Here is a 22,937-nt window from a genome sequence, read left to right as displayed (position 1 = left end):
CTCCGGCCCCTGTCCGCCTTCAGGAGTTCCCATGCGCGTGACCCCGTTTTTCGCCGCCGCCGCGTTGGCGCTGGCCAGTACCTTTGCCCTTGCCGCGGCAACCGACAGCACTGCCGGCGCCGAGCAGGCCATCCGTAAATCATTGCAGAACCTCGAGCTGGAAGTACCGGTAGAAAGCGTGGCCAGCAGCCCGGTCAGCGGCCTGTATGAAGTCAAGCTGCAAGGTGGCCGCGTACTGTACGCCAGCGCTGACGGGCAGTTCGTGATGCAGGGCTATCTGTTCCAGATCCAGGACGGCAAGCCGGTCAACCTGACCGAGAAGGCCGAGCGCCTGGGTATCGCCAAGCTCATCAACGGCATTCCAGCCGCCGAGATGGTGGTTTATCCTGCCAAGGGCGAGACCAAATCGCACATCACCGTGTTTACCGATACCACCTGTCCGTACTGCCACAAGCTGCACGCCGAAGTGCCCGAGCTCAACCGCCGCGGTATCGAAGTGCGTTATGTCGCTTTCCCGCGCCAGGGCCTCGGCTCGCCGGGTGACCAGCAGTTGCAGGCCGTGTGGTGCTCCAGCGACCGCCGTGCAGCGATGGACAAGATGGTCGAAGGTGAGGAAATCAAGGCAGCCAAGTGTGCCAACCCGGTCAGCAAGCAGTTCCAGCTGGGCCAGTCGATCGGTGTCAACGGTACACCGGCGATCGTGCTTGAAAGCGGCCAGGTCATTCCGGGCTACCAGCCGGCACCGCAGGTGGCCAAGCTGGCGCTGGCCAGGTAATCCAATTTAGTGCGCCGTCGTCATGGGGTGACGGCATGTTTCACGGCCGGCAAAGGTGTCGGCCGTTCAATGGGGAGTTCACAGTGAAACCGGTCAAAGTAGGCATCTGTGGGTTGGGGACCGTCGGTGGCGGAACCTTCAATGTACTTCAGCGCAACGCCGAGGAGATTGCCCGCCGTGCCGGGCGCGGTATTGAAGTGGCACAGATCGCCATGCGCTCGCAGAACCCGAACTGCCAGATTACCGGTACCCCCATTACCGCTGATGTGTTCGACGTTGCCAGCAACCCGGAGATCGACATTGTCATCGAACTGATCGGTGGCTACACCGTGGCCCGTGACCTGGTGCTCAAGGCCATCGAAAACGGCAAGCACGTGGTCACCGCCAACAAGGCGCTGATCGCCGTGCACGGCAACGAAATCTTCGCCAAGGCACGCGAGAAGGGCGTCATCGTCGCCTTCGAAGCGGCCGTGGCCGGTGGCATCCCGGTGATCAAGGCCATCCGCGAAGGGCTGTCGGCCAACCGTATCAACTGGCTGGCCGGCATCATCAACGGCACTGGCAACTTCATCCTGACCGAAATGCGTGAGAAGGGCCGGGCCTTCCCTGACGTTCTGGCCGAAGCCCAGGCGCTGGGTTACGCCGAAGCCGACCCGACCTTCGACGTCGAAGGCATCGATGCCGCACACAAGCTGACCATTCTCGCCTCGATCGCCTTCGGCATCCCGCTGCAGTTCGACAAGGCCTATACCGAAGGCATCACCCAGCTGACCACCGCTGACGTGAACTACGCCGAGGCCCTGGGCTACCGCATCAAGCACCTGGGTGTGGCCCGCCGCACCGTCGACGGCATCGAGCTGCGGGTACACCCGACGCTGATCCCGGCCGACCGCCTGATCGCCAACGTCAATGGCGTGATGAACGCCGTCATGGTCAACGGTGATGCTGCCGGCTCCACCCTGTACTACGGCGCCGGTGCCGGCATGGAGCCTACCGCTTCGTCGGTGGTCGCCGACCTGGTCGACGTGGTGCGGGCGATGACTTCCGACCCGGAAAACCGCGTACCGCACCTGGCCTTCCAGCCGGACTCGCTGTCGGCCCACCCGATCCTGCCGATCGAAGCCTGCAAAAGCGCCTACTACCTGCGCATCCAGGCCAAGGATCACCCGGGCGTACTGGCCCAGGTGGCCAGCATCCTCTCGGCGCGCGGCATCAACATCGAGTCGATCATGCAGAAGGAAGCCGAGGAACAGGACGGCCTGGTGCCGATGATCCTGCTGACCCATGGCGTGGTCGAGCAGCACATCAACGATGCCATCGTTGCCCTGGAAGCCCTGCAGGACGTGGTCGGCAAGGTCGTGCGCATTCGCGTCGAACAGCTCAATTAATTTTGCCGCCGGGCCGCCTGCGCGGCCCGGCCCCAGTATCGAAGGTTTGCACCCATGCGCTATATCAGCACCCGCGGCCAGGCACCGGCCCTGAATTTCGAAGACGTCCTGCTGGCCGGCCTGGCCAGTGACGGCGGCCTGTACGTGCCAGAGAACCTGCCACGCTTCACCCAGGAAGAAATCGCCTCGTGGACCGGCCTGCCGTACCACGAACTGGCCTTCCGGGTAATGCGCCCGTTCGTCGAAGGCAGCATCGCCGATGCCGACTTCAAGAAGATTCTCGAAGAAACCTATGGTGAATTCGCCCATGCCGCCGTGGCGCCGCTGCGCCAGCTGAACAGCAATGAGTGGGTGCTCGAGCTGTTCCACGGCCCGACCCTGGCGTTCAAGGATTTCGCCCTGCAACTGCTGGGACGCCTGCTCGACCACGTGCTGGCCAAGCGCAACGAGCGTGTGGTGATCATCGGTGCCACCAGCGGTGACACTGGCTCCGCCGCCATCGAAGGTTGCCGCCGTTGCGACAACGTCGACATCTTCATCCTGCACCCGCACCAGCGCGTGTCGGAAGTGCAGCGTCGGCAGATGACCACCATCTTCGGCGACAACATCCACAATATCGCCATCGAAGGCAACTTCGATGACTGCCAGGAAATGGTCAAGGCCAGCTTCGCCGACCAGTCGTTCCTCAAGGGCACCCGCCTGGTTGCGGTCAACTCGATCAACTGGGCGCGGATCATGGCCCAGATCGTCTACTACTTCCACGCCGCCCTGCAGCTGGGTGGCCCGGCACGTTCGATCGCGTTCTCGGTACCTACCGGCAACTTCGGCGATATTTTTGCCGGCTACCTGGCGCGCAACATGGGCCTGCCGGTCAGCCAGCTGATCGTCGCCACCAACCGCAACGACATCCTGCACCGCTTCATGAGCGGCAATCAGTACGTCAAGGAAACCCTGCATGCGACTCTGTCGCCGTCGATGGACATCATGGTCTCGTCCAACTTCGAGCGCTTGTTGTTCGACCTGCACGGCCGCAACGGTGGCGCGATTGCCGAGCTGATGGCGAACTTCAGGCAAGGTGGCGGCTTCAGCGTCGAGCAGGACCGCTGGACCGAAGCCCGCAAGCTGTTCGACTCGCTGGCGGTCAGCGACGAGCAGACCTGCGAAACCATTGCCGAAGTGTTCGCCGCCACCGGTGAAGTGCTCGACCCGCACACCGCGATTGGCGTCAAGGCCGCGCGCGAATGCCGCCGCAGCCTGGATACGCCGATGGTGGTCCTGGGCACAGCGCATCCGGTGAAGTTCCCGGAAGCGGTGGAGAAGGCCGGTGTGGGCAAGGCGCTGGAACTGCCGGCGCACCTCAGCGACCTGTTCAGCCGTGCAGAGCGCTGCACGGTGCTGGCCAATGACTTGAAGGCTGTGCAGGGCTTTGTCAGCCAGCACGGTAACCGCGGCAAGCCGCTGTAATCACCTTGCATGGGCTGCGTCGCAGCCCATCGCGCCCCAAGGCCGCTCCTGCAGGAACATCGCGTTGCGTGCAGGCGCGGCCTTGGGTCCCGATAGGCCGCAAAGCGGCCCCAGCACCTCAGCCTTTTCCTTCGCCCCTCTCAGAAAAATCCTATTCAGGTCGACCTTCACAACACCTAAATTAGCCGGCTCTCCCTTCAGGAGCGGCTCATGCACCAGCCCTACGTGTTGATCCACCAGGCTCGCCCATCTCACCAGATTCTTCTGCACCAGGCCCTCAACGCCCAGGGCGTCTTTGACGTTCGCGTCAGCGCAAACACCACTGAACTCGACGCGTGCCTTGGTGCCGAGCGTCGTCCCGACCTGCTGATTCTCGACCACGCCATGCCAACCCTGGCCGGCCTTGCCCTGCTCGAGCAGCAGTACCCCGCACGCGCGTTGCTGTTCGTCGGCCAGGCTACCGGCAAGCACCATGACCTTGCGCAGGAGGCCAGAAACCGTGGCCTTTGGGTGCTCGCCGAGCTGCCCTGGCCGCTGTCGATGCCACGCCTGCAGCATGCTTTGCAGGCACTGCAAGTGCGCCCCTGGCGGCGTATTCAAACTGTCACCTGCGCCCCGCATGCTCATTGACGAAGGCGCGGTGTGACGAACTTTCCGCTGCGTCTGTTGGTCAGTTCCTCTATATCCCACCACGCAGCGAGTGATCCGGATGGAAAGAATCTGCAGACTGCTCAACGAAGCCCTGACCCCTTACCAAGCCCACCTTGGCGTCGCCGATGCACAGGGTAATCGCCAGTTGACCGTGCGCGAGCCGCTCGGCGGCATCACCTTGCGGCGTACGGTCAGCGAACGCCAGTTGCAGGAGCAACGCCTGCTGGTCGATCTGGTAGATGGTTTGCACCGTGACTTGCAGATTGCCGAGGGGCGTTTGCAACCCTGCGTAATCGCAGCACTGCAGCAGCGCCAGCAGCCCCCTGGAACCTTTGCCTGAGTGGTTGATCAGACACTGTAGGGCAGCCAGCCAATGCTTTGCTCCGGTGTTGGCCAGGCTGTCGCAGGAGTCCCCAAGGACTTTCGCTTGGCCCCGGACGTTTTCCCCAGCGTCCGGGGTTTCTTTTGTGTGGGCTGCCCGTTCCTATACGGTCGGTGTGTTTTTTTTCGCCTTCCGTGGTTGTTTGTCTGGACGCCTGCCGGGCTTTAGCTGCCAACGATCGGCATTGGCGAGCAGGCGCTCCTGGATCGCTGGCGGGTAATCGGCCAGGGTTGTCACAGGCGGGATGGGTTTGCCGGGCCTGCCGGCCTCGCGGATCACCTTTGGCCAACGTGGTCGCCAGCACATCAGCAGGCTGAGCCAGTGGCCGGTACCGATGATGACGAAGGCGGGCCAGACCATGAGCAGCACGACTTTGAACGGCCAGCTACTCTTGCGGAAGAAACGGCCCAGGCCCTCGAACTGGGCGCTGAATGCCTGGATGGGCGAAGGTAACTGCGTACTCAGGCGGGGGCGGGGGACGGCGTCCGGACCTTCTTCCATGTAGCGGCGGATGAACTCCCACTCGTCACGCAATTCGCTGCCGCCTTGGCCTTGCTTGCCGAGCAGGGCCATTTCCATATGCGGGAGACCGGTATGGCTGGGGTGCCAGACTAGCCCAAGTCTCATCCCCGCGCTGAGTGAATCATCTTCTGGATATATCGCGGTGCTTCCGGTTGTTTTCCATTGAAATGTCACGATGCCGCCGCAACTTCTAGGCCGATGTAGATGGACTTGCTGTGTTTTTCGATTGAAACGAATGAGCAGATGACGGGTGGTAAGCATCTCTAGTCGTGTAAATTGCAGGCCGTATTTTAGATAAAAATAGATGATTGCGGCGTCCATTGTGAGCATCAGTATTGTTATTATAACGTTAACCAGAGAGGTTGAGTGGAGTGAGAAAAGATCAAGGTATAGGGAGTAGAGAGTTATTGTGAATCCAGTATATAAAATTGGGCCTAATCCACCCAGTGTCATAATTGTAATTAGCCCGCGTTTTTCCTCTGAGCCTCCGCAGCGTACTTCTAGGAAAGTTTCATTGAAAGCGAAGACAGGCCCGTGTGCACGAGGTTTCTCACTGACTTGTTGAAAATGTAACTCTTCTGTCAAGTCGCCTTGATAAAAATCCTGCGTTGCGCGTCTCTCTGCTGGCGTCATCTCTTCTTCATGCGCATTTCGTGCGGCTTCCGACTCGATTGCCATTTGCCAGAAGCCCCATTCAATTAAATACATTATATGATCTCGCCGAAAGCTGAATGAAGATTATGTAACTCTTCATTTTCTTCATAAAGTCGTGAGGTTTTTTGGATGCGGAAGCAGCTGCGTTTGCACCATTTTTCTAATGCATCGTCTTCAAGGAGATAAATGACGGTCGTCAGGATTAGACCAATCCAAAAAGCTCCGATTACCAAGCGTAAGAGTAATAGTCGAGCCGAGCTAGTACCTAATTTTCGGGAGAGTGATCCTAGCGAAGTGGCTAGGTTTCTTCCATACTTGGTCCTGGCGTTATGAGATAGATAGTCGAATAAAGGTTTTGCAGTTGCTACAGCTGTTCCTGTTTCTGCTAGTCCAAGTACTATCGTTGCCACCCCTCGAGCACGATAGGCATTAGCCAGACTTTTGACTCGAGCATTCCCGTGTGCTTCACGAAAATACCGTGCAGCATCCACAAAGTCCCACCATGCCAAAACTAGCCCTCCTGTACCGGCCAAGCCTGCGGCCCACAGCTTAAGCCTTCCCAAGGTTGTCGCCGCACCTTTCCCTGTTACGCTATTCGCGCCATAACGAGTCACCACTTGATCTACATAACTGGCTCCAATTTCAAAGCCCGCCGCAGCCGTGGTCATGGCAGCCGCCATCAATTCAGTCTTAACCCGTGTATCGCTATCGGGCAGCTCCCGCGCCTTGAAGGCCATCAACATCCCTTCGATCAGGCAGACCACGCCAGCAGCGCGAACCTTATAGAAGTCGCTTTTTTTGCTGTCGGCCTGCATCAACCCTTCAGCCCAAGCCTGATCCAGATATCTCGATACTTGGCCAGCGCTTCGCTGTGGGCTTAAAACCTCTCCGTTGCGAACGGCTTCGCCCAGCCGGATGTCAAGCGCTGCTTCGTTTACCGAAGCAAACAGGGTCAGGCGCAAACCTTGGTGCAGGGCGCGATCCATGCTGTTCGGTGCAGCGGTACGCAGCACCTGGCGCCCGAGCGCAACGTACCAGGCATACAAGCCGATGCTGGCGGTGCTGTTTCCCTTTTGCAGTTCTTCGTACAGTGCGTTGATGCGGTTGAAGGCAATGGCAGCAGCGTGCGCCCGTTTGGCAAGGCCTTCAGCCAGCGTGAAGCTGGTTTCTGACGACGCAGGTGCGGCCTTCGCCGCTTCCAAAAGCGCTGCAAGCTCTTCTCGCAGGTCTTCCTGATTGTGCGTAATGCCGCGCATTGCCAGGTTGGCCCGGTCCGCCACGTCACTGCGCCACCAGTGATCCAGGACGGTCGAGCCCCATTCACTGAGTTCCATGCCAATCACACACTGGCCGGTCTGTTCGGCAAAGGCCAGGCCATTGACCAGGTCGGCATTGTCGTAACGGTCCAAAACCTGTAGCAGTCGCTCGCTGATTACCCAGCGAGCATGATCCTTGGCCCGGTCTTCCGCAGCCTGTTGCGCCTGTTGCATGACCTGTTCGAAGCTTTCGAGCTGATTGTGCATGGCCTGGCGGTCGACCAGGTGCCCGTATTTCTCGTCGAATTTCTTGCTGAACTCGCCGGCATCCTGGCGGGCCTGAACCTTGGCGCGAACGTCGCGCTCGAATTGCGCGAGATGCGGTTTCATCTGCTCGTCATGCGCGTCAGCCTGCCGATTGGCCCGTTCGGAAAAAGCGTAGATTTCCGGGTGAATGAACGGCTGGTTGCGAATGGTTTCGGCCATGACCTCGCGCTGGACGATTCGGTCTGCCACCATCTGCGGGTAGAGTTTTTCGATCTCCAGGAACGACTGCGCGACCAACAACCTGCGTTCGTTGTCCACGCCGGGCTCAACGGTGCGTTGCAGCCATTTCACCTTTACATCCTCGACTGCCGCGTTGCGCCAGGCGTTGAGCTCCTGGGTGATACCGATGGCGTCTTCGATGACGATGGCGGCGCCGCGGGGCTTGGTTTGATCGATGAGCGGCGCCAAGGCTTGACGTGACGCGTGTGGCGAGACGATCTGGTTGCTATTGAACGGCTGTAGGTTCAGCAGCGCTTGCAGCTGTGGATCGTCCTGGGCCTTGAAATCAGCGACCCATCCAAGCTGGTCATGCTTGAGTACGTGAGGCTGTGGGGGCGCGTCGGAGGGCTGGATGAAGCGAGCGATATCGATGGCTGGCAGGCTGCTGCGGTACTCATCTTCAAGCAGGCGATAGTTGTCGAGCATGCGCGACGTGAGCGGGGAAGGACTGAACAACGGTCGCAATTCCTGGATGTCATCCAAGTCATAAAGGGTGATGGTCCAGCCAAAACCCCGCACGACTTCGTCCAGGTTGCCTGCGCTGGGCGCCGGTTCCCATGGGGCATCGGCACTGATGTACAGCAGCGAGCCGTTGGGCGCCACGCGGTACTGGCTGTGCCATTCGTAGGCTGCTGCGCTGTGACGCTTGATCAGCAGGTAGAGAAAACCCTCGCGCAACGGGCGGATGGCGTAACTGGAGTGGGTAAGTTCGCCGACATCCTGGAACGGGTTGAGATAGCCTGGCAACTTGGGCAAGCGAGCGCGTTGCACCGGGTTGCCACCGACTGCGGCGTAGCGCAGCGGCAGCAGCTCGAAGCGGCGGGTGCAGTCGGCGACGGGGCTGTTGCGCAGAGCAGGGCGATAGCCGCTGGTAACGCGCCTGCACAGTTCCAGGGTTTCGGTGAGCGAGTCCATGTAGTGTGCCTCAATCCTTGTTGTGCAGGCGTTGCTGCACGTTTTCCAGAAGGGGAGTCAACTGCTCCCGCGTAGCAGTGATAGCGTCCTGCCAAGCCGCTGATTGCCTGAGTTGTTCGCCCTCACGCGCCATCATGAGTACAAAGCTGAGGAGGTCTTCCTCCCGAGCCAAGCCCTGTTCGCGAGCCTGGTTCAGGTAAAACTGGATCAGGCCAAGCCGTGTACCGTGGCAGTTGACAGACAAGGCCGAGCACGATTGTTGCTCCTTGAGCAACTCGGCCAGTTGATAGCTCAGGGGGTCACCTGTCAGTGCCGCCCAGCAGTCTTCAGTCAAAGTGATGGGCGTTACTTGTATGCCTTGCGGTTGGTCGCCTCCGGTGATTTGCAGCCACAACCGCTTGTCTGGGTGTGCGACGGGCACCCACCAGTGGCACACAGGGGCCAGCCACTCGCTGACGCCTGGTAAGTCGCGGTGGTTGTCGAACATTTGCAAGGCTGCTGCAGTGTGGTAGCGCAGCAGGTAGGAATGCCCATCTGCGCCAGTGACAATGTTGGCCTGGCTCAAGTGCTGGGCGAGTCGGACTGGGGGCAGCGCGCTGACGATCCAGCCACACACCGCACCCGGTGCGCCTTGTTCGAGCTGCCATTGGAAATCGTACTGGGCCGACACATCGGAGCCGGGCCTTGAACCGAATAGCCAAGGGCCTGCTGTTCGCAGGTTGCTGAACCGGGCTTGTTGCAACAGGGGCCAACAGCGGCCTGAGTAATGCCGGGTCAGTGTTTGCCGTATTTCAGGTGGCAGTTTGGCCATCTCTACTACGGCGCTCAGACGATAGCGGTCGGATCGGCGCAGTGCTTCTACCATTGCTCTGACAAATGGACTGGGCATCAGCCTGCTCCTTCCATGCGAACCAGGTTCTGGTCGTCCGCAATCGCTTTGAGCAGGCAACTGAGGCAAATGGGGTCGCCGGGCTCGGGTATGCCAGAGGTTGAAGTCGTGCGCTGGCTACCCTCTGCCTGTTGACTGACGGGTCCTTTGAATGCCAGTGCCAGGCCATCCAGCGTAATACCTGCCCCATCGATGCGCAGCAGACCGGCCGGGCTCCTGATCGTCAGGCTCTCGCTGACCTGGATGTCATAGACCTTGGTGGTGTGCCGGATTGCCTCGCCGGTTTGCAGAGTGCTATGACCGGCCACGACCTGCTCTTGGTGACCACCGATTTCCACGGTGTGGTTGGCTTTGGTGGTGTCCTGGCGATGATTGCCGACCTGTTCGATGCGGTCCTGGCCTGTGATAATGGTATGGGTCCGGCCGATGGTCAGGCTGTCGTCGTTGCCGATTGCCTGTATCCGGTTCTGGCCGATACTGAGGGCCTCATCTCGCGCAACCTCTTCCCGGCGGTCCTGCCCGATCGTAATCGTCTCGTCCCTTGCGACACGTTCGAGGCGATCGTTACCGATTTGTGTGGTTTCGTCATGTTTGACGACGTTGTTCTGGTCCCTTTCTGCGTGGATGAAAACTTCCTGCCGGCCCAGTTCATCCTCGAAACGCAGCTCGTTGAAGCCGTTGCCCTTGTGGGTCTGGCTCTTGATGGTCATGCGCGTTTTGTGCAGCGGCAAGTCATAGGGCGGCAGCTGGTCGCCACAGTAGGTCCGCCCGATGATCAGCGGCTGGTCGGGGTCGGCGTTGACGTACTGGATGATCACGTCCTGGCCGATGCGCGGGATGGCCATCGAACCCCAGCTGCCGCCGGCCCAGCCTTGCGATACGCGTACCCAGCAGGAACTGAACTCGTTGTCCCTGCTCTCGCGGTCCCAGGGGAAGCTGACCTTGACCCGCCCCCATTCGTCGCAATAGATCTCCTCACCAGGCGGGCCGACGACGGTGGCCATGTGCGGGCCATCGATACGCGGTTTGGGCAACGGCGCCGGGCGCCATTCACCTCTTCCCGGCACCAGCACCGCTGTCTGCTGGTAACGCGTGCCTTGCTCACTGCCAGCAGCCTCCTCCTGCAGGCTGGTGAACTGAATGCCCTCGTGGTGCACGCTGATCGTGCGCCAATGCACATTGAGGTCCTCGCGAGGGTGTTCGACGAGGGTAAAGCTCAACCCCGGTTGCAGGCGCACATCGTCACCCTCCACTTCGGCAAGGCGGGCGTCATGGCGCAGGGCAGTGAGGCGGGTGGCGGTGAAGGGGGCACCGACCGCATCGCGCTTGTAGCGGCCGGGGTAGTCGAAACGCTCGTAGTTCAGCGACTGATGGGTGATGCTGCTGTCACTCGCGCGATGTTCCTGGCGGTACTGCGGGTTGGTGAAGGTGTAGTCTCGCTGCACCTGCTTCGCGGTACGCACCTGTTCGCTGTAGCGCAGGCTCCACAGGCACGGGCGTGCCTGATCGCCACCGCTGTTGGCGCGGTACAGCACCTGGTCGCAACCAGTCTCGTCCGCTTCGTGAAAACCTTCGTCATCATTATCGTCATCCGGCTTGATGGCGCCGAGGCTGATCGCCCCCAGCGCCAACAGCCGATCGGTGATGACCAGCAGGTGGTGCTTCGGCGTGTGTTCGAAGCGGTAGACGAAACCCTCCTCGGCGGCCAGTCGGGCCATGAAATCGAGGTCGGTTTCACCGGCCTGCACACAGAACTCGCGCACCTGATGTGCGCCGATACTCTTGATTTCAAAACGGCTGATGCCCTGGCGCTGGAGCATCAGTTCGAGAATCTGCGGCACGCTCTTGTGCTGGAAGATGCGCCAGTTCGAACGCAGCCCGGCCCGCGCCAGCACAGGTTCGACCAGCGCGCGGTAACGGGTGCGGAAATGGCCTGTCTCGCCCTGGCTGAAGCGGCTGACCAGGCCGTGCACATAGCGTAGCGGGCGTTCGCCGCGCCACAGGGTGAACAGTGCCGGTTTGTCGAGCAATGCGCCGAAGTCGACGTCGCTGTCGAAACTGATCAGCTCCAGGCTCAGCTGGAACGGTGAGCTGAGCGCTTCGTCGAGTTCGAACGAAACCACTTCGAATTCAAGCTGGCCCGCCAGCGGCTGAAAGGTAAAGCGCAACTCGGATTGGCTAGGCATGCAGGTTACCCCTGGCTACGGCTGCAGGATGATGCTGTCGAGCGACTCCAGGACCTCGCCGGTGATCAGGCTCAGGCGATAGCTGTAGTAGCAGTAGGCGCACGCCATGGCGACGGCAGACACCACCAGCGGGCTCCACCAGGGCCAGGTCCAGCGCCGCCGGCGATAGGGACGATCGACAATGTTGGTGTAGGGGTCGCACACGCTTTCGGGGGTGGGACCACGCAGTTCGCGAAGTACCTTGTGCATGCGTGAAATCAGCGCATTGATCAGGTCATCGCCCTTGGGGGCGAGCGCGTACTTGCCCTTCAGGCCCAGGCAGAAACAGAAGTACATGAACTCCAGCACATCCTGGAATTCCGCAGGCGACTGCATCATCCGCTCCAGCAGCACGAAGATCTTTTCGCCGCCGTGGGTTTCGTGATGGAACACACTCAGCAGCGGTTCATGGCTCCAACACGAATTGCGCCCCCAGGGGCGACTCATCACCGCCTCGTCCAAATACAGGCACAGGGCATAGGAGTACGCTTCGAGATGCGCGGCGGGATAGCCGTGCTGCTGGATTTCCTCGCGGATGGCGCTGACCTGCGTTTGCAGGGCCTTGTGCACGTAGTCGATGTTTGGCAGGTCATCCAGCGTGCGCAGGCGAATGACCAGGCCGAACAGCGGGTTTGCCGCGTCGAGCATCAGGTTGTCGAAGCCGCCACGTAGCCGGAACTCAGGGTCGGCTGAGTAACCGGGTAGATCTGCTGGGGGGTGAGGGCTGGCGCCAGTGCGAGGTGGATGGCCACCTTTCAGATCCTCAAGCAGTATCGTATTTTTCTTGATGGGCACTGGTTGTTCAGTACCCTTGGACTCGTTGGACATCCTTAATCCTCGTCTCTTACCGGGGCGACTTCACGCAACGGCTGCGGACTTTCCAAGCAGTCGGATGCAAGCAATCTGCGGAACGCGAAGAGTAACGAGGAATCAATTCACATGGGAGATTGAAACTTCCTAACGCTTTGTAGGAATTATCTTTTTGGCTATATTTTTATTATTTAATGCCCACTAAAAGAATATGAGTGACTTGTGATTTTAGCTTCATCGAAGTTGGCAGTAAGTTGCCAGAGAAAGATGCGGAAGACTTGCTCGGTGCTCACTGATGTTCAAAAAAACCTTTGCTTTCTTCCAGGTAGCCGCCTTGCAATGCCGGGTCCAGCCAGCGCGCATATTGCGCCGGCAGCACCTCCTGACGCAGGGCCGGCAGCAACTGGTCGATATGCGCAATGGCTGCACGCCCCAGCTCGGTGTCCGAGCACCCTACATGCAGAAACTGGTAGCGGGGCACCCCCTGCACCGGGTAGAACCGATAGTCATCCAGTGACCCGCCTTGCTGCTGGACCAGGTAACGCACTTCGTGCCAATAGCCAAGCACCAGGCGCAAGCGCCCCAGTTGCTGCATCTGCAGCAGGTTGGCGGTGGCGTCGTTGCCGTAGTGGCGGCTGAGTGCGTTGTCAGGCAACTGCCGCAGGATGGCGTCGATCTGCGTGCCGTAGCTGCGTTCGGCAACCACACCCAGCTGCAGCATGGTCTTGCTCAGCAGGCCATGCAGGTCTACCTGCTGGCCGTCCAGGTAGGGCGCCACCAGCGCCTGGCTGTCCTTGCGCAGCACCAGGCCGCCGCTGAGCACGCCCACAGCAGGCATGGAAAAACGTACATACTCGGCGCGCTCCGGAGTCCACAACAGGGTCGGGTCGCAGGTGAAGCTACTGTGGTCTTGCAGCATCTGGATACCACGGGCGCGGTTGACCCGCACGATGCTGTGGTCGTATTCGGGCATCTGGCCGATGAGCAGTGGCAACAGCTGGTCGATCACCCCCTGGCCTTTTTCCGGCCCTTCGAAAATGGTGAATGGTGGCAGGTCGCGCACCAGCCAGAACAGGCGCTCCTTGGCGTTGGCAGGTTGCATCAGCAAGGCCGGCAGCAGCCCGCACAGCAGGACCAGGTGACGTAGGCGACGGGCAGCGCGCATGGGGCCAGGGTCAGACCGTGCCGGCTGCGCGCAGGCTGGCGATGGTGGCCGCGTCGTAGCCCAGGGCGCCAAGCAACGCCTCGGTGTGCTCGCCCAGCGCCGGGCCAACCCATTCGGCCGAGCCGGGGGTATCCGACAGTTTGGGGACGATGCCCGGCATGCGGAACGGTTTGCCGTCCGGCAGCTTGGCCTGCAGGAACATTTCACGCGCCAGGTACTGCGGGTCGTTGAACATGTCTTCGGCCGAATAGATGCGGCTGGCTGGCACTTCGGCGGTGGTCAGTATCTGCATCAGTTGCTCCAGCGGCAGGCTGTTGGCCCAGCGGTCGATCACCCCATACAGCTCGTCGCGGCGCAGGTCGCGGCCATCGTTGGTGGCCAGGGTCGGATCGTCGGCCAGGTCGGTGCGGCCAATGGCGTGCATGAAACGCTTGAAGATGGCATCGCCATTGGCGCCGATCTGCACATGCTTGCCGTCGGCGCTGGTGTGAATCGAGGAGGGCGTGATACCCGGCATGATGTTGCCGGTGCGCTCGCGGATGAAGCCGAACACATCGAATTCCGGGACCATGCTTTCCATCATGGCGAAAATCGCCTCGTACAGCGCCACATCCACCACCTGGCCCTCACCGCCATTGACCTCCCGGTGGCGCAGGGCCATCAGCGCGCCGATCACGCCCCACAAGGCGGCAATCGAGTCACCAATGGAAATGCCCGTGCGCACCGGCGGACGGTCGGCGAAACCGGTTATATAGCGCAGGCCGCCCATCGATTCGCCCACGGCGCCGAAGCCTGGCTGGTCCTTCATCGGCCCGGTCTGGCCAAAACCCGACAGGCGCACCATCACCAGGCGCGGGTTGAGGGCATGCAGCACGTCCCAGCCCAGGCCGAGTTTTTCCAGCACTCCCGGGCGGAAGTTCTCGATCAGGATGTCGGCTTCGGCCAGCAGCCGCTTGAGAACCTCGCGGCCCTCGGGATGCTTGAGGTTGAGGGTGAGCGATTGCTTGTTACGCGCCTGCACGAACCACCACAGCGAAGTGCCTTCGTACAACTTGCGCCATTTGCGCAGCGGGTCGCCGCCATCGGGCGATTCGACCTTGATCACCTCGGCGCCGAATTCGGCGCAGATGCGCGAGGCGAACGGCCCTGCGATCAGGGTGCCAAGTTCGATGACTTTAAGGCCGGCGAGGGGTTTGCTGGGCGTAGGCATGGGGCATCCGTGGCAGCTGGGCAGAGCGGTGGTTTTATCATAGGACGCAAGCGGCAGATACTGCCGCGGCGCAACGAAGGACAGGATCGGTTAGACTGTGCCACTTTTCTTTGCGCAAGAAGCCCGTCGACCATGGCCCAGCCGTCCACCACCTACAAATTCGAACTGAACCTGACCGACCTCGACCGTGGCGTATACGAAAACGTCCGCCAGACCATCGCCCGTCACCCTTCGGAAACCGAAGAGCGCATGGCCGTGCGCCTGCTGGCCTATGCGCTGTGGTACAACGAGAATCTGGCGTTCGGCCGCGGCTTGTCCGATGTCGACGAAGCGGCCCTGTGGGAAAAGAGCCTGGACGATCGCATCCTGCACTGGATCGAAGTGGGCCAGCCGGACGCCGAGCGCCTGACCTGGTGCTCGCGCCGCACCGAGCGTACCAGCCTGCTGGCCTATGGCAGCCTGCGCGTGTGGCAGAACAAGGTGGTGGACGCGGTCAAGGGCCTGAAGAACCTGAGCATCGCCGCCGTCCCGCAGGAGGTGTTGGCAACCCTCGCTACCGACATGCCCCGCACCATCAAGTGGGACGTGATGATCAGCGAGGGCACGGTGTTCGTCACCGATGACCGGGGCCAGCACGAAGTGCAGCTGGAGTGGCTGCTGGGTGAGCGTGGCTGAAGCACCCCATGCGTATCGAACCTCGCCCGCTGCCGCCGACCCTGCCATTTCTCGGTAACCTGCCCCCCTTGCTGACCCGCCTGTACGCCGCCCGCGGCGTGCAGAGCGAGGCCGAACTGGACAAAAGCCTGGCGCGCCTGCTGCCGTTCCAGCAACTCAAGGGTATGGAAGCCGGTGTCGATCTGCTGGTCGAGGCCATCGACCAGCGCCAGCGCATCCTGATTGTTGGCGACTTCGATGCCGATGGCGCCACTGCCAGTACGGTCGGTGTGCTGGGCCTGCGCCTGCTGGGCGCGGCGCATGTCGATTACCTGGTGCCCAACCGCTTCGAGTATGGCTACGGCCTGACCCCGGAAATCGTCGCGGTAGCGCTGCAACGCCAGCCGCAACTGCTGATTACCGTGGACAACGGCATTTCCAGTGTCGACGGGGTAGCGGCGGCCAAGGCGGCGGGGCTCAAGGTGCTGGTGACCGACCACCACCTGCCGGGTGAGCAGTTGCCCGCTGCCGATGCCATCATCAATCCCAATCAGCCGGGCTGCACCTTCCCGAGCAAGGCATTGGCCGGAGTCGGGGTGATCTTCTACGTGCTGATGGCCCTGCGTGCACGCCTGCGCAGCCTTGGGCGCTACGAGACGCAGCCACAGCCGAACATCGGCGAACTGCTTGACCTGGTCGCCCTGGGCAGCGTCGCCGACGTGGTGCCGCTGGACGCCAACAACCGTATCCTGGTGCACCAGGGCCTCGAACGTATTCGCGCCGGCCGTGCCCGTCCGGGGCTCAAGGCCATTCTCGAAGTGGCTCGCCGCGACCACCGGCGTATCACCTCGACCGACCTCGGCTTCATCCTGGGCCCGCGCCTCAACGCTGCCGGGCGCCTGGACGACATGAGCCTGGGCATCGAATGCCTGCTGTGCGAGGACGCTGCCCTGGCCAAGGACATGGCCCAGCAGCTGGACGACCTGAACCAGGACCGCAAGTCCATCGAGCAGGGCATGCAGCGTGAGGCACTGGCCCAGCTCAAGGACCTGCCGGTCGAGTCGATGCCCTACGGTCTGTGCCTGTTCGATGCGGACTGGCACCAGGGGGTGATCGGTATCCTGGCCTCGCGCCTGAAGGAGCGTTATCACCGGCCGACCATTGCTTTCGCCGATGCCGGTGAGGGCATGCTCAAGGGCTCGGCGCGTTCGGTGCCGGGCTTCCATATTCGCGATGCGCTGGATGCCGTGGCCGCGCGCCAGCCGCAATTGATCAGCAAGTTCGGCGGCCACGCCATGGCCGCCGGGTTGTCATTGCCCGAGGCGAATTTCCCGGCATTTGCCCAAGCGTTCGACGAAGAAGTCCGCCGTCACCTGGTTGAAGACGACCTGACCGGCCGCCTGTTGTCAGATGGTTGCCTGGCGGTGGAAGAGTTCCACCTCGACCTGGCCAAGGCCCTGCGCCATGCCGGCCCTTGGGGGCAGCACTTCCCCGAGCCGCTGTTCCACGGCGTGTTCCAGCTGGTGGAGCAGCGCGTGGTGGGCGAGCGGCACCTGAAGGTGGTACTCAAGAGCGAATGTGGTTCGGTGCGGTTGGACGGCATTGCCTTCGGTATCGACCGTGAAGTGTGGCCGAACCCGACGGTGCGTTGGGTCGAACTGGCGTACAAGCTGGACGTGAACGAGTTTCGTGGCAATGAAAGCGTGCAGTTGATGATTGCCCACATGGAGCCGCGCTGAGTTTACCGTCAGGTGTCTGCCTTGGTTTTTGCGGTGGGGCACAAATCGAGCGGCGCCCGCGCGGCGCTCGATCTCACAGGCGCTGCAAACCTTTCGGCAAACACCTCGCCATCCCACTGAACCTTCCCCCCCACCATTCTGGTCTAGTCTGAATATTGACCGGACCCGGGCCAGGGACGTGCAATTGAGTGTCCGGGCCGAATCACCATTGGAGTCCTTGGGAGGTGCCCTCATGAGCCTGCTGCTCGAGCCTTACACCCTGCGTCAGCTGACCCTGCCCAACCGCATCGCCGTTTCGCCGATGTGCCAGTATTCCGCTGTCGATGGCCTGGCCAACGATTGGCACCTTGTTCATCTAGGCAGCCGCGCCGTGGGTGGCGCAGGCCTGGTCATCACCGAAGCGGTGGCGGTGACCGCCGATGGCCGCATCACCGCCGAAGACCTCGGCCTGTGGGACGATACACAGATCGCCCCGTTGCAGCGCATCACCCGGTTCATCACCGCCCAGGGCGTGGTACCTGGCATCCAGCTGGCCCACGCCGGGCGCAAGGCCAGTACCTATCGGCCTTGGCTGGGCAAACAAGGCAGCGTCAAGCCGGAAGAGGGTGGCTGGCAGCCGGTAGGGCCATCAAGGATCGCCTTCGACCCGCAGCACACGACACCTCACGAACTGAACCACGACGAAATCCAGGGCGTGATCGGCGCTTTCGTCGCCTCGACCGAGCGTGCCCTGAAAGCTGGATTCAAGGTCGTGGAAATCCACGCCGCGCATGGCTACCTGCTGCACCAGTTCCTGTCACCGCTGAGCAACCAGCGCCGTGACGAGTACGGCAGCTGCTTTGAAAACCGCATCCGCCTGACCTTGCAGGTGGTCGAGGCCGTGCGCAAGGTGTGGCCGGCCGAGCTGCCGCTGTTCGTGCGGGTGTCGGCGACCGATTGGGTAGAGGACGGCTGGAACCCGGATGAAACCGTCGAACTGGCGCGCCGCCTGCGTAGTCTGGGCGTCGACCTGATCGATGTGTCCTCCGGCGGCACCTCGGTCAATGCCGAGATCCCCACCGGCCCGGGCTACCAGACCCGTTTCGCCGAGCGTGTGCGCAAGGAGTCGGAAATAGCCACCGGCACCGTGGGCATGATCACCGAACCGGCCCAGGCCGAGCACATTCTGCGCACTGGCCAGGCCGACATCATCTTCCTTGCCCGCGAACTGCTGCGCGACCCGTACTGGCCGTTGCACGCCGATGATGACCTGGGCGGCAACAAGGCCACCTGGCCAGCGCAATACCAGCGCGCGACCAGCCGGGCCAACCCGATTCACGAGTCGGACCTGCGGGACTAGGTTCTACCTGCACTTGCCTCTTCGCGGGCTTGCCCGCTCCCACAGGTACATCACAAACCTCAAGGGCTGTGATGTACCTGTGGGAGCGGGCAAGCCCGCGAAGAGGCCAGTAGATTCAACCTTGGCCTAGTGCTTGATCATCACATGCCGTACACAGGTGTAGTCTTCCAGCCCATACATCGACATGTCCTTGCCATACCCCGAATGCTTCTGCCCGCCATGGGGCATTTCGCTGACCAGCATGAAGTGGGTGTTCACCCAGGTGCAGCCATACTGCAGGCGCGCCGCCAGGCGGTGGGCGCGGCCAGTGTCGCGGGTCCATACCGATGAGGCCAGGCCGTAGTCCGAGTCGTTGGCCCATGCCAGCGCCTGCGCTTCGTCGCTGAAGCGGGTGACCGAGACCACTGGGCCGAACACTTCGTTTCGCACGATCTCGTCGTCCTGCAGGGCATCGGCCAACACCGTCGGCTCGAAGAAGAAACCGTCACCCTCGATCGCCTTGCCGCCGGTCACCAGGCGGATATGCGGCTGGGCAATGGCCCGCTGTACCAGGCCAGCGACCTTGTCGCGGTGCTGGGCACTGATCAGTGGCCCCAGCTCGGTGTCTTCGGCTTCCTGCAGGCCGGGCTTGAGGCTGGCCACCGCTTCACCCAGGCGTTCGACGAAGCGCTCGTAGATGCCGTCCTGCACATACAGCCGGCACGCGGCTGTACAGTCCTGGCCGGCGTTGTAGAAGCCGAAGGTGCGGATACCGTCGACGGCCGCGTCGAGGTCGGCATCGTCGAACACCAGCACCGGCGCCTTGCCGCCCAGTTCCATGTGCATGCGTTTCACGCTGTCGGCGGTGGCGCTGATGATGCGCGCGCCGGTGGGAATCGAGCCGGTCAGCGACACCATGCGCACCTTGGGGTGGGTCACCAACGGGTTGCCGACGGTCTGGCCGCGGCCGAAGAGGATGTTCAACACCCCCGGCGGCAACAGGTCCAGGGCCAGCTCGCCCAGGCGCAAGGCGGTCAACGGGGTCATCTCCGAGGGCTTTATCACCACCGTGTTGCCGGCGGCCAGGGCCGGAGCGATCTTCCATGCCAGCATCATCAACGGGTAGTTCCACGGCGCGATCGAGGCGACCACGCCCAGCGGGTCACGGCGGATCATCGAGGTATGGCCCGGCAGGTATTCGCCAGCTGCCGAACCGCCCAGGCAGCGTGCTGCACCGGCGAAATAGCGAAACACATCGGCGATCGCCGGGATCTCGTCATTCAGCGCGGCGCTCAACGGCTTGCCGCAATTCTGCGACTCCAGGCGGGCCAGCTCGTCGCCATGCGCCTCGATGGCGTCGGCCAGCGCCAGCAACGCTTGCGAACGCTCCTTGGGGCTGGTTTGTGACCAGCTGTCGAAGGCCTGGTCGGCGGCGCGTACCGCGCTGTCCACCTGCGCCTCGGTGGCTTCGTTGATCTGCGCCAGGGCGCTGCCCAGTGCCGGGTTGAGCACGGTCCAGGCCGGGCCTTCGCCGGCGACCAGCTGGCCATTGATCAGCATCTGCGTTTGCATCGGGGACTCCTCCAGGGTCATTTGCCACTGCCCGCGACGCTTTCGCCGCCGCGGGTCAGGTAATAGGCGCCAAGAATTGGCAGCATGGTCACCAGCATCACCAGCATGGCGACCACGTTGGTCACCGGCACGTCACGCGGGCGGCTGAGCTGGTTGAGCAGCCAGATCGGCAGGGTGCGTTCGTGGCCGGCGGTGAAGGTGGTGACGATGATCTCGTCGAACGACAGGGCAAAGGCCAGCATGCCGCCGGCCAGCAGCGCCGAGCCGAGGTTGGGCAGGATGATGTAGCGGAAGGTCTGCCAGCCATCGGCGCCCAGGTCCATCGAGGCTTCGATCAGGCTCTGCGAAGTACGTCGCAGGCGAGCGATGACGTTGTTGTAGACGATCACCACGCAAAAGGTGGCGTGGCCGACCACGATGGTGAACACCCCGGGTTCCAGGCCCAGGCTCTTGAACGCCGAGAGCAGGGCGATACCGGTGATGATGCCGGGCAGGGCGATGGGCAGGATCAGCAGCAGCGAAATGCTCTCCTTGCCGAAAAAGCTGCGCCGATACAGCGCCGCCGAGGCCAGGGTACCCAGCACCAGGGCGATCAGCGTGGCCAGGCAGGCTACCTGCAGCGACAGCTGGATCGCCTCCAGCACATCGGGCCGGGCGAACGCTACGGCGAACCACTTCAAGGTAAAGCCCTTGGGCGGAAAGCTGAACGCCGCATCTTCGGTGTTGAAGGCGTACAGGAAGATGATCAGGATCGGAAAGTGCAGGAACAGCAGGCCGCCCCAGGCGGCCAGGCGCAGCCCGACCGAGGCTTTTTCAGAGTGCATCGAAGGCCCCCAGGCGCTTGACCAGGCACAGGTATACCGCGATCAGCACGATCGGCACCAGGGTGAAGGCAGCGGCCATCGGCATGTTGCCGATCGCCCCTTGCTGGGCATAGACCATGCTGCCGATGAAGTAGCCAGGCGGGCCGACCAGCTGCGGCACGATGAAGTCGCCGAGGGTCAGCGAAAAGGTGAAGATCGAGCCGGCGGCAATGCCCGGGATCGACAGCGGCAGGATCACCTGCACGAAGGTTTGCCCAGGCCGGGCGCCGAGGTCTGCCGAGGCTTGCAGCAGCGACGGCGGCAAGCGTTCCAGCGAGGCCTGGATCGGCAGGATCATGAACGGCAGCCAGATGTACACGAACACCATGAAGCGCCCCAGGTGCGAAGTCGACAGCGTGCTGCCGCCCACGCCCGGTACCGCCAGCACCGTTTGCAGCAGGGCATCCAGGTGCAGCTGCTGGACGAACCATTGGGCCACGCCGCCCTTGGCCAGCAGCAGGGTCCAGGCGTAGGTCTTGACGATGTAGCTGGCCCACATCGGCATCATCACCGCGATATAGAAAAACGCCTTGGTCTTGCCGCTGGTGTAGCGCGCCATGTAGTAGGCGATGGGGAAGGCCAGCACCGCACTGGCCAGCGACACCGCCAGCGCCATGCCCAGGGTGCGCAGGATGATGTCGAAGTTCGACGGGTTGAACAGCGCGGCGAAATTGCCCAAGGTCAGGTCCGGCGTCACCGCCATGGTGAAGTCGTCGAAGGTATAGAAGCCCTGCCACAGCAGGTTCAGCAGCGAGCCCAGGTAGATCGCGCCGAACCAGGTCAGCGGTGGGATCAGCAGCAGGGCCAGGTACAGGTTGGGGCGCCGGTACAGCAGGTTGGACAGGCCGCGCAGTGTGCTCATGTCAGCGGCCCTCGGTTTCCTGCAGCACCGTCATGGCTTCGCGGGGCCAGTGCGCCTGTACCCGTTGCCCGGGTTGCCAGGCCTGTGCCTGCGCCTGCCAGCGGTCGTTGGCCTGGCTCACCGCCAGCAGCTGGCCGCTGTCCAGTTGCAGCTCGTAGCGGGTGGCACTGCCCTGGTACTGGATATCGCGCAGCAAGCCGCTGACCTGGATGTGCTGGCCGGCTGTGGCCGGGTCGCCGAGGCGGATATGTTCGGGGCGGATGGAGAAGGGCGCCGGGCTGCCATTGAGGGCCATGGCCAGTTCGCCACGCACCACATTGGAGGTGCCGACGAATTCGGCGACGAAGGTGGTGGCAGGTTGCATGTACAGGTTGCGCGGGGTGTCGACCTGCTCGATGCGGCCGCGGTTGAATACTGCAACGCGATCGGACATCGACAGCGCCTCGGTCTGGTCGTGGGTGACGAAGATGAAGGTGATGCCCAGCTGGCGCTGCAGCTTTTTCAGCTCGCCCTGCATCTGTTCGCGCAACTTCAGGTCCAGCGCGCCAAGCGGCTCGTCCAGAAGCAGTACCCGTGGCCGGTTGACCAGCGCGCGGGCCAGGGCCACGCGTTGGCGTTGGCCCCCGGACAACTGCGCCGGTTTGCGCGCGCCGTAGCCGGCCAGGGCCACCATCGCCAGGGCTTCTTCGGCACGGCTGTGGCGTTCGGCCTTGGCCACGCCTTTTACCTTCAGGCCGTAGGCGATGTTGTCCAGTACGTTCATGTGCGGGAACAGGGCGTAGTCCTGGAATACGGTGTTGACGTCGCGCTGGTAGGGCGGTACGCCCGCAGCCTCGACACCGTGGATGCGGATCGAACCGCTGGTGGGTTGCTCGAAGCCTGCGATCAGGCGCAGGCAGGTGGTCTTGCCCGAACCAGAGGGGCCGAGCATGGAGAAGAATTCGCCATCGATGATGTCGATGCTGACCTGGTCGACGGCCTTGACCTCGCCGAAGGTGCGGGAAACCTGGGTGAACTGGACGGCTAGGGGCATGCGTGTGCTCCGGACAACTGGCTTACTCCTGTGCCTGCCTCTTC

General features: G+C 62.2%; 19 protein-coding genes. 8 read left to right on the top strand and 11 right to left on the bottom strand.

The features are described from left to right. Window positions 1–31: 31 nt before the first annotated feature. From HU760_RS19000 to HU760_RS18980, 5 genes are all read left to right on the top strand, one after another. Entirely contained in the window at window positions 32–775 is a 744-nt protein-coding gene (locus HU760_RS19000) for a thioredoxin fold domain-containing protein (protein ID WP_186673115.1), read from the top strand. 83 nt (window positions 776–858) lie between these two features. Next, window positions 859–2,163 carry a homoserine dehydrogenase gene (locus tag HU760_RS18995; protein WP_186673113.1) on the top strand — a complete coding sequence of 435 codons (1,305 nt, stop codon included), beginning with the start codon at window positions 859–861 and terminating at the stop codon, window positions 2,161–2,163. A gap of 54 nt (window positions 2,164–2,217) precedes the next feature. After that, the gene (gene thrC, locus HU760_RS18990; RefSeq protein WP_186673111.1) at window positions 2,218–3,627 is read left to right on the top strand and encodes a threonine synthase; all 1,410 of its coding nucleotides are present in this window, start codon (window positions 2,218–2,220) and stop codon (window positions 3,625–3,627) included. 210 nt (window positions 3,628–3,837) lie between these two features. After that, the gene (locus HU760_RS18985) at window positions 3,838–4,257 is read left to right on the top strand and encodes a DNA-binding transcriptional response regulator (protein ID WP_186673109.1); all 420 of its coding nucleotides are present in this window, start codon (window positions 3,838–3,840) and stop codon (window positions 4,255–4,257) included. A 79-nt stretch (window positions 4,258–4,336) separates the two neighbouring features. Then, entirely contained in the window at window positions 4,337–4,618 is a 282-nt protein-coding gene (locus HU760_RS18980; protein ID WP_186673107.1) for a DUF3509 domain-containing protein, read from the top strand. Between the two features lie 144 nt (window positions 4,619–4,762). On the opposite strand, the gene HU760_RS18975 is transcribed toward HU760_RS18980, so the two are convergent. From HU760_RS18975 to HU760_RS18945, 7 genes are all read right to left on the bottom strand, one after another. Continuing rightward, a complete protein-coding gene (locus HU760_RS18975; protein WP_186673105.1) occupies window positions 4,763–5,890 on the bottom strand; it encodes a DUF6708 domain-containing protein in 1,128 nt (375 codons plus the stop codon). Next, window positions 5,890–8,553: a T6SS effector BTH_I2691 family protein gene (locus tag HU760_RS18970; RefSeq protein ID WP_186673103.1), complete on the bottom strand. Its 2,664-nt coding sequence runs from the start codon at window positions 8,551–8,553 to the stop codon at window positions 5,890–5,892. The genes HU760_RS18975 and HU760_RS18970 overlap by 1 nt, the downstream gene beginning before the upstream one ends. Before the next feature lie 10 nt (window positions 8,554–8,563). Further along, entirely contained in the window at window positions 8,564–9,442 is an 879-nt protein-coding gene (locus HU760_RS18965; protein WP_186673101.1) for a DUF4123 domain-containing protein, read from the bottom strand. Then, complete coding sequence (locus HU760_RS18960; protein WP_186673099.1) at window positions 9,442–11,628, bottom strand: type VI secretion system Vgr family protein; 2,187 nt, start codon at window positions 11,626–11,628, stop codon at window positions 9,442–9,444. Before HU760_RS18960 ends, HU760_RS18965 begins: the two co-directional genes overlap by 1 nt. 15 nt (window positions 11,629–11,643) lie before the next feature. Beyond that, window positions 11,644–12,495, bottom strand: coding sequence for a type IVB secretion system protein IcmH/DotU (icmH, locus tag HU760_RS18955; protein WP_186673090.1), 852 nt, complete (start codon window positions 12,493–12,495; stop codon window positions 11,644–11,646). Between the two features lie 271 nt (window positions 12,496–12,766). Then, the gene (locus HU760_RS18950; protein WP_186673088.1) at window positions 12,767–13,642 is read right to left on the bottom strand and encodes a TIGR02285 family protein; all 876 of its coding nucleotides are present in this window, start codon (window positions 13,640–13,642) and stop codon (window positions 12,767–12,769) included. A gap of 10 nt (window positions 13,643–13,652) precedes the next feature. Further along, on the bottom strand, window positions 13,653–14,852 hold the full coding sequence (locus HU760_RS18945) for a CaiB/BaiF CoA transferase family protein (RefSeq protein ID WP_186673086.1): 1,200 nt from the start codon (window positions 14,850–14,852) through the stop codon (window positions 13,653–13,655). 132 nt (window positions 14,853–14,984) lie between these two features. On the opposite strand from HU760_RS18945, the gene HU760_RS18940 reads away from it, so the two are divergent. The 3 genes from HU760_RS18940 (at window position 14,985) to HU760_RS18930 (ending at window position 18,584) form a co-directional block, all read left to right on the top strand. Then, the gene (locus HU760_RS18940; RefSeq protein ID WP_170028531.1) at window positions 14,985–15,527 is read left to right on the top strand and encodes a YaeQ family protein; all 543 of its coding nucleotides are present in this window, start codon (window positions 14,985–14,987) and stop codon (window positions 15,525–15,527) included. Between the two features lie 8 nt (window positions 15,528–15,535). Next, window positions 15,536–17,245 carry a single-stranded-DNA-specific exonuclease RecJ gene (gene recJ, locus HU760_RS18935; RefSeq protein ID WP_186673084.1) on the top strand — a complete coding sequence of 570 codons (1,710 nt, stop codon included), beginning with the start codon at window positions 15,536–15,538 and terminating at the stop codon, window positions 17,243–17,245. A 232-nt stretch (window positions 17,246–17,477) separates the two neighbouring features. Then, on the top strand, window positions 17,478–18,584 hold the full coding sequence (locus tag HU760_RS18930; protein ID WP_186673082.1) for an NADH:flavin oxidoreductase/NADH oxidase: 1,107 nt from the start codon (window positions 17,478–17,480) through the stop codon (window positions 18,582–18,584). 126 nt (window positions 18,585–18,710) lie between these two features. Here the strand turns inward: HU760_RS18930 and HU760_RS18925 are convergent, their stop codons facing one another. The 4 genes from HU760_RS18925 to HU760_RS18910 are packed head-to-tail and all read right to left on the bottom strand — an operon-like array spanning window position 18,711 to window position 22,893. After that, a complete protein-coding gene (locus tag HU760_RS18925; protein ID WP_186673080.1) occupies window positions 18,711–20,135 on the bottom strand; it encodes a gamma-aminobutyraldehyde dehydrogenase in 1,425 nt (474 codons plus the stop codon). A 17-nt stretch (window positions 20,136–20,152) separates the two neighbouring features. Further along, on the bottom strand, window positions 20,153–20,959 hold the full coding sequence (locus tag HU760_RS18920) for an ABC transporter permease (protein ID WP_186673078.1): 807 nt from the start codon (window positions 20,957–20,959) through the stop codon (window positions 20,153–20,155). Then, entirely contained in the window at window positions 20,949–21,860 is a 912-nt protein-coding gene (locus HU760_RS18915; protein WP_186673076.1) for an ABC transporter permease, read from the bottom strand. The genes HU760_RS18920 and HU760_RS18915 overlap by 11 nt, the downstream gene beginning before the upstream one ends. A gap of 1 nt (window position 21,861) precedes the next feature. After that, a complete protein-coding gene (locus HU760_RS18910) occupies window positions 21,862–22,893 on the bottom strand; it encodes an ABC transporter ATP-binding protein (protein WP_186673074.1) in 1,032 nt (343 codons plus the stop codon). Window positions 22,894–22,937 lie beyond the last annotated feature (44 nt).

Source organism: Pseudomonas oryzicola (genome assembly GCF_014269185.2).
GTDB lineage: Bacteria > Pseudomonadota > Gammaproteobacteria > Pseudomonadales > Pseudomonadaceae > Aquipseudomonas > Aquipseudomonas oryzicola.
This window is presented reverse-complemented; position numbering and strand designations above follow the sequence as displayed.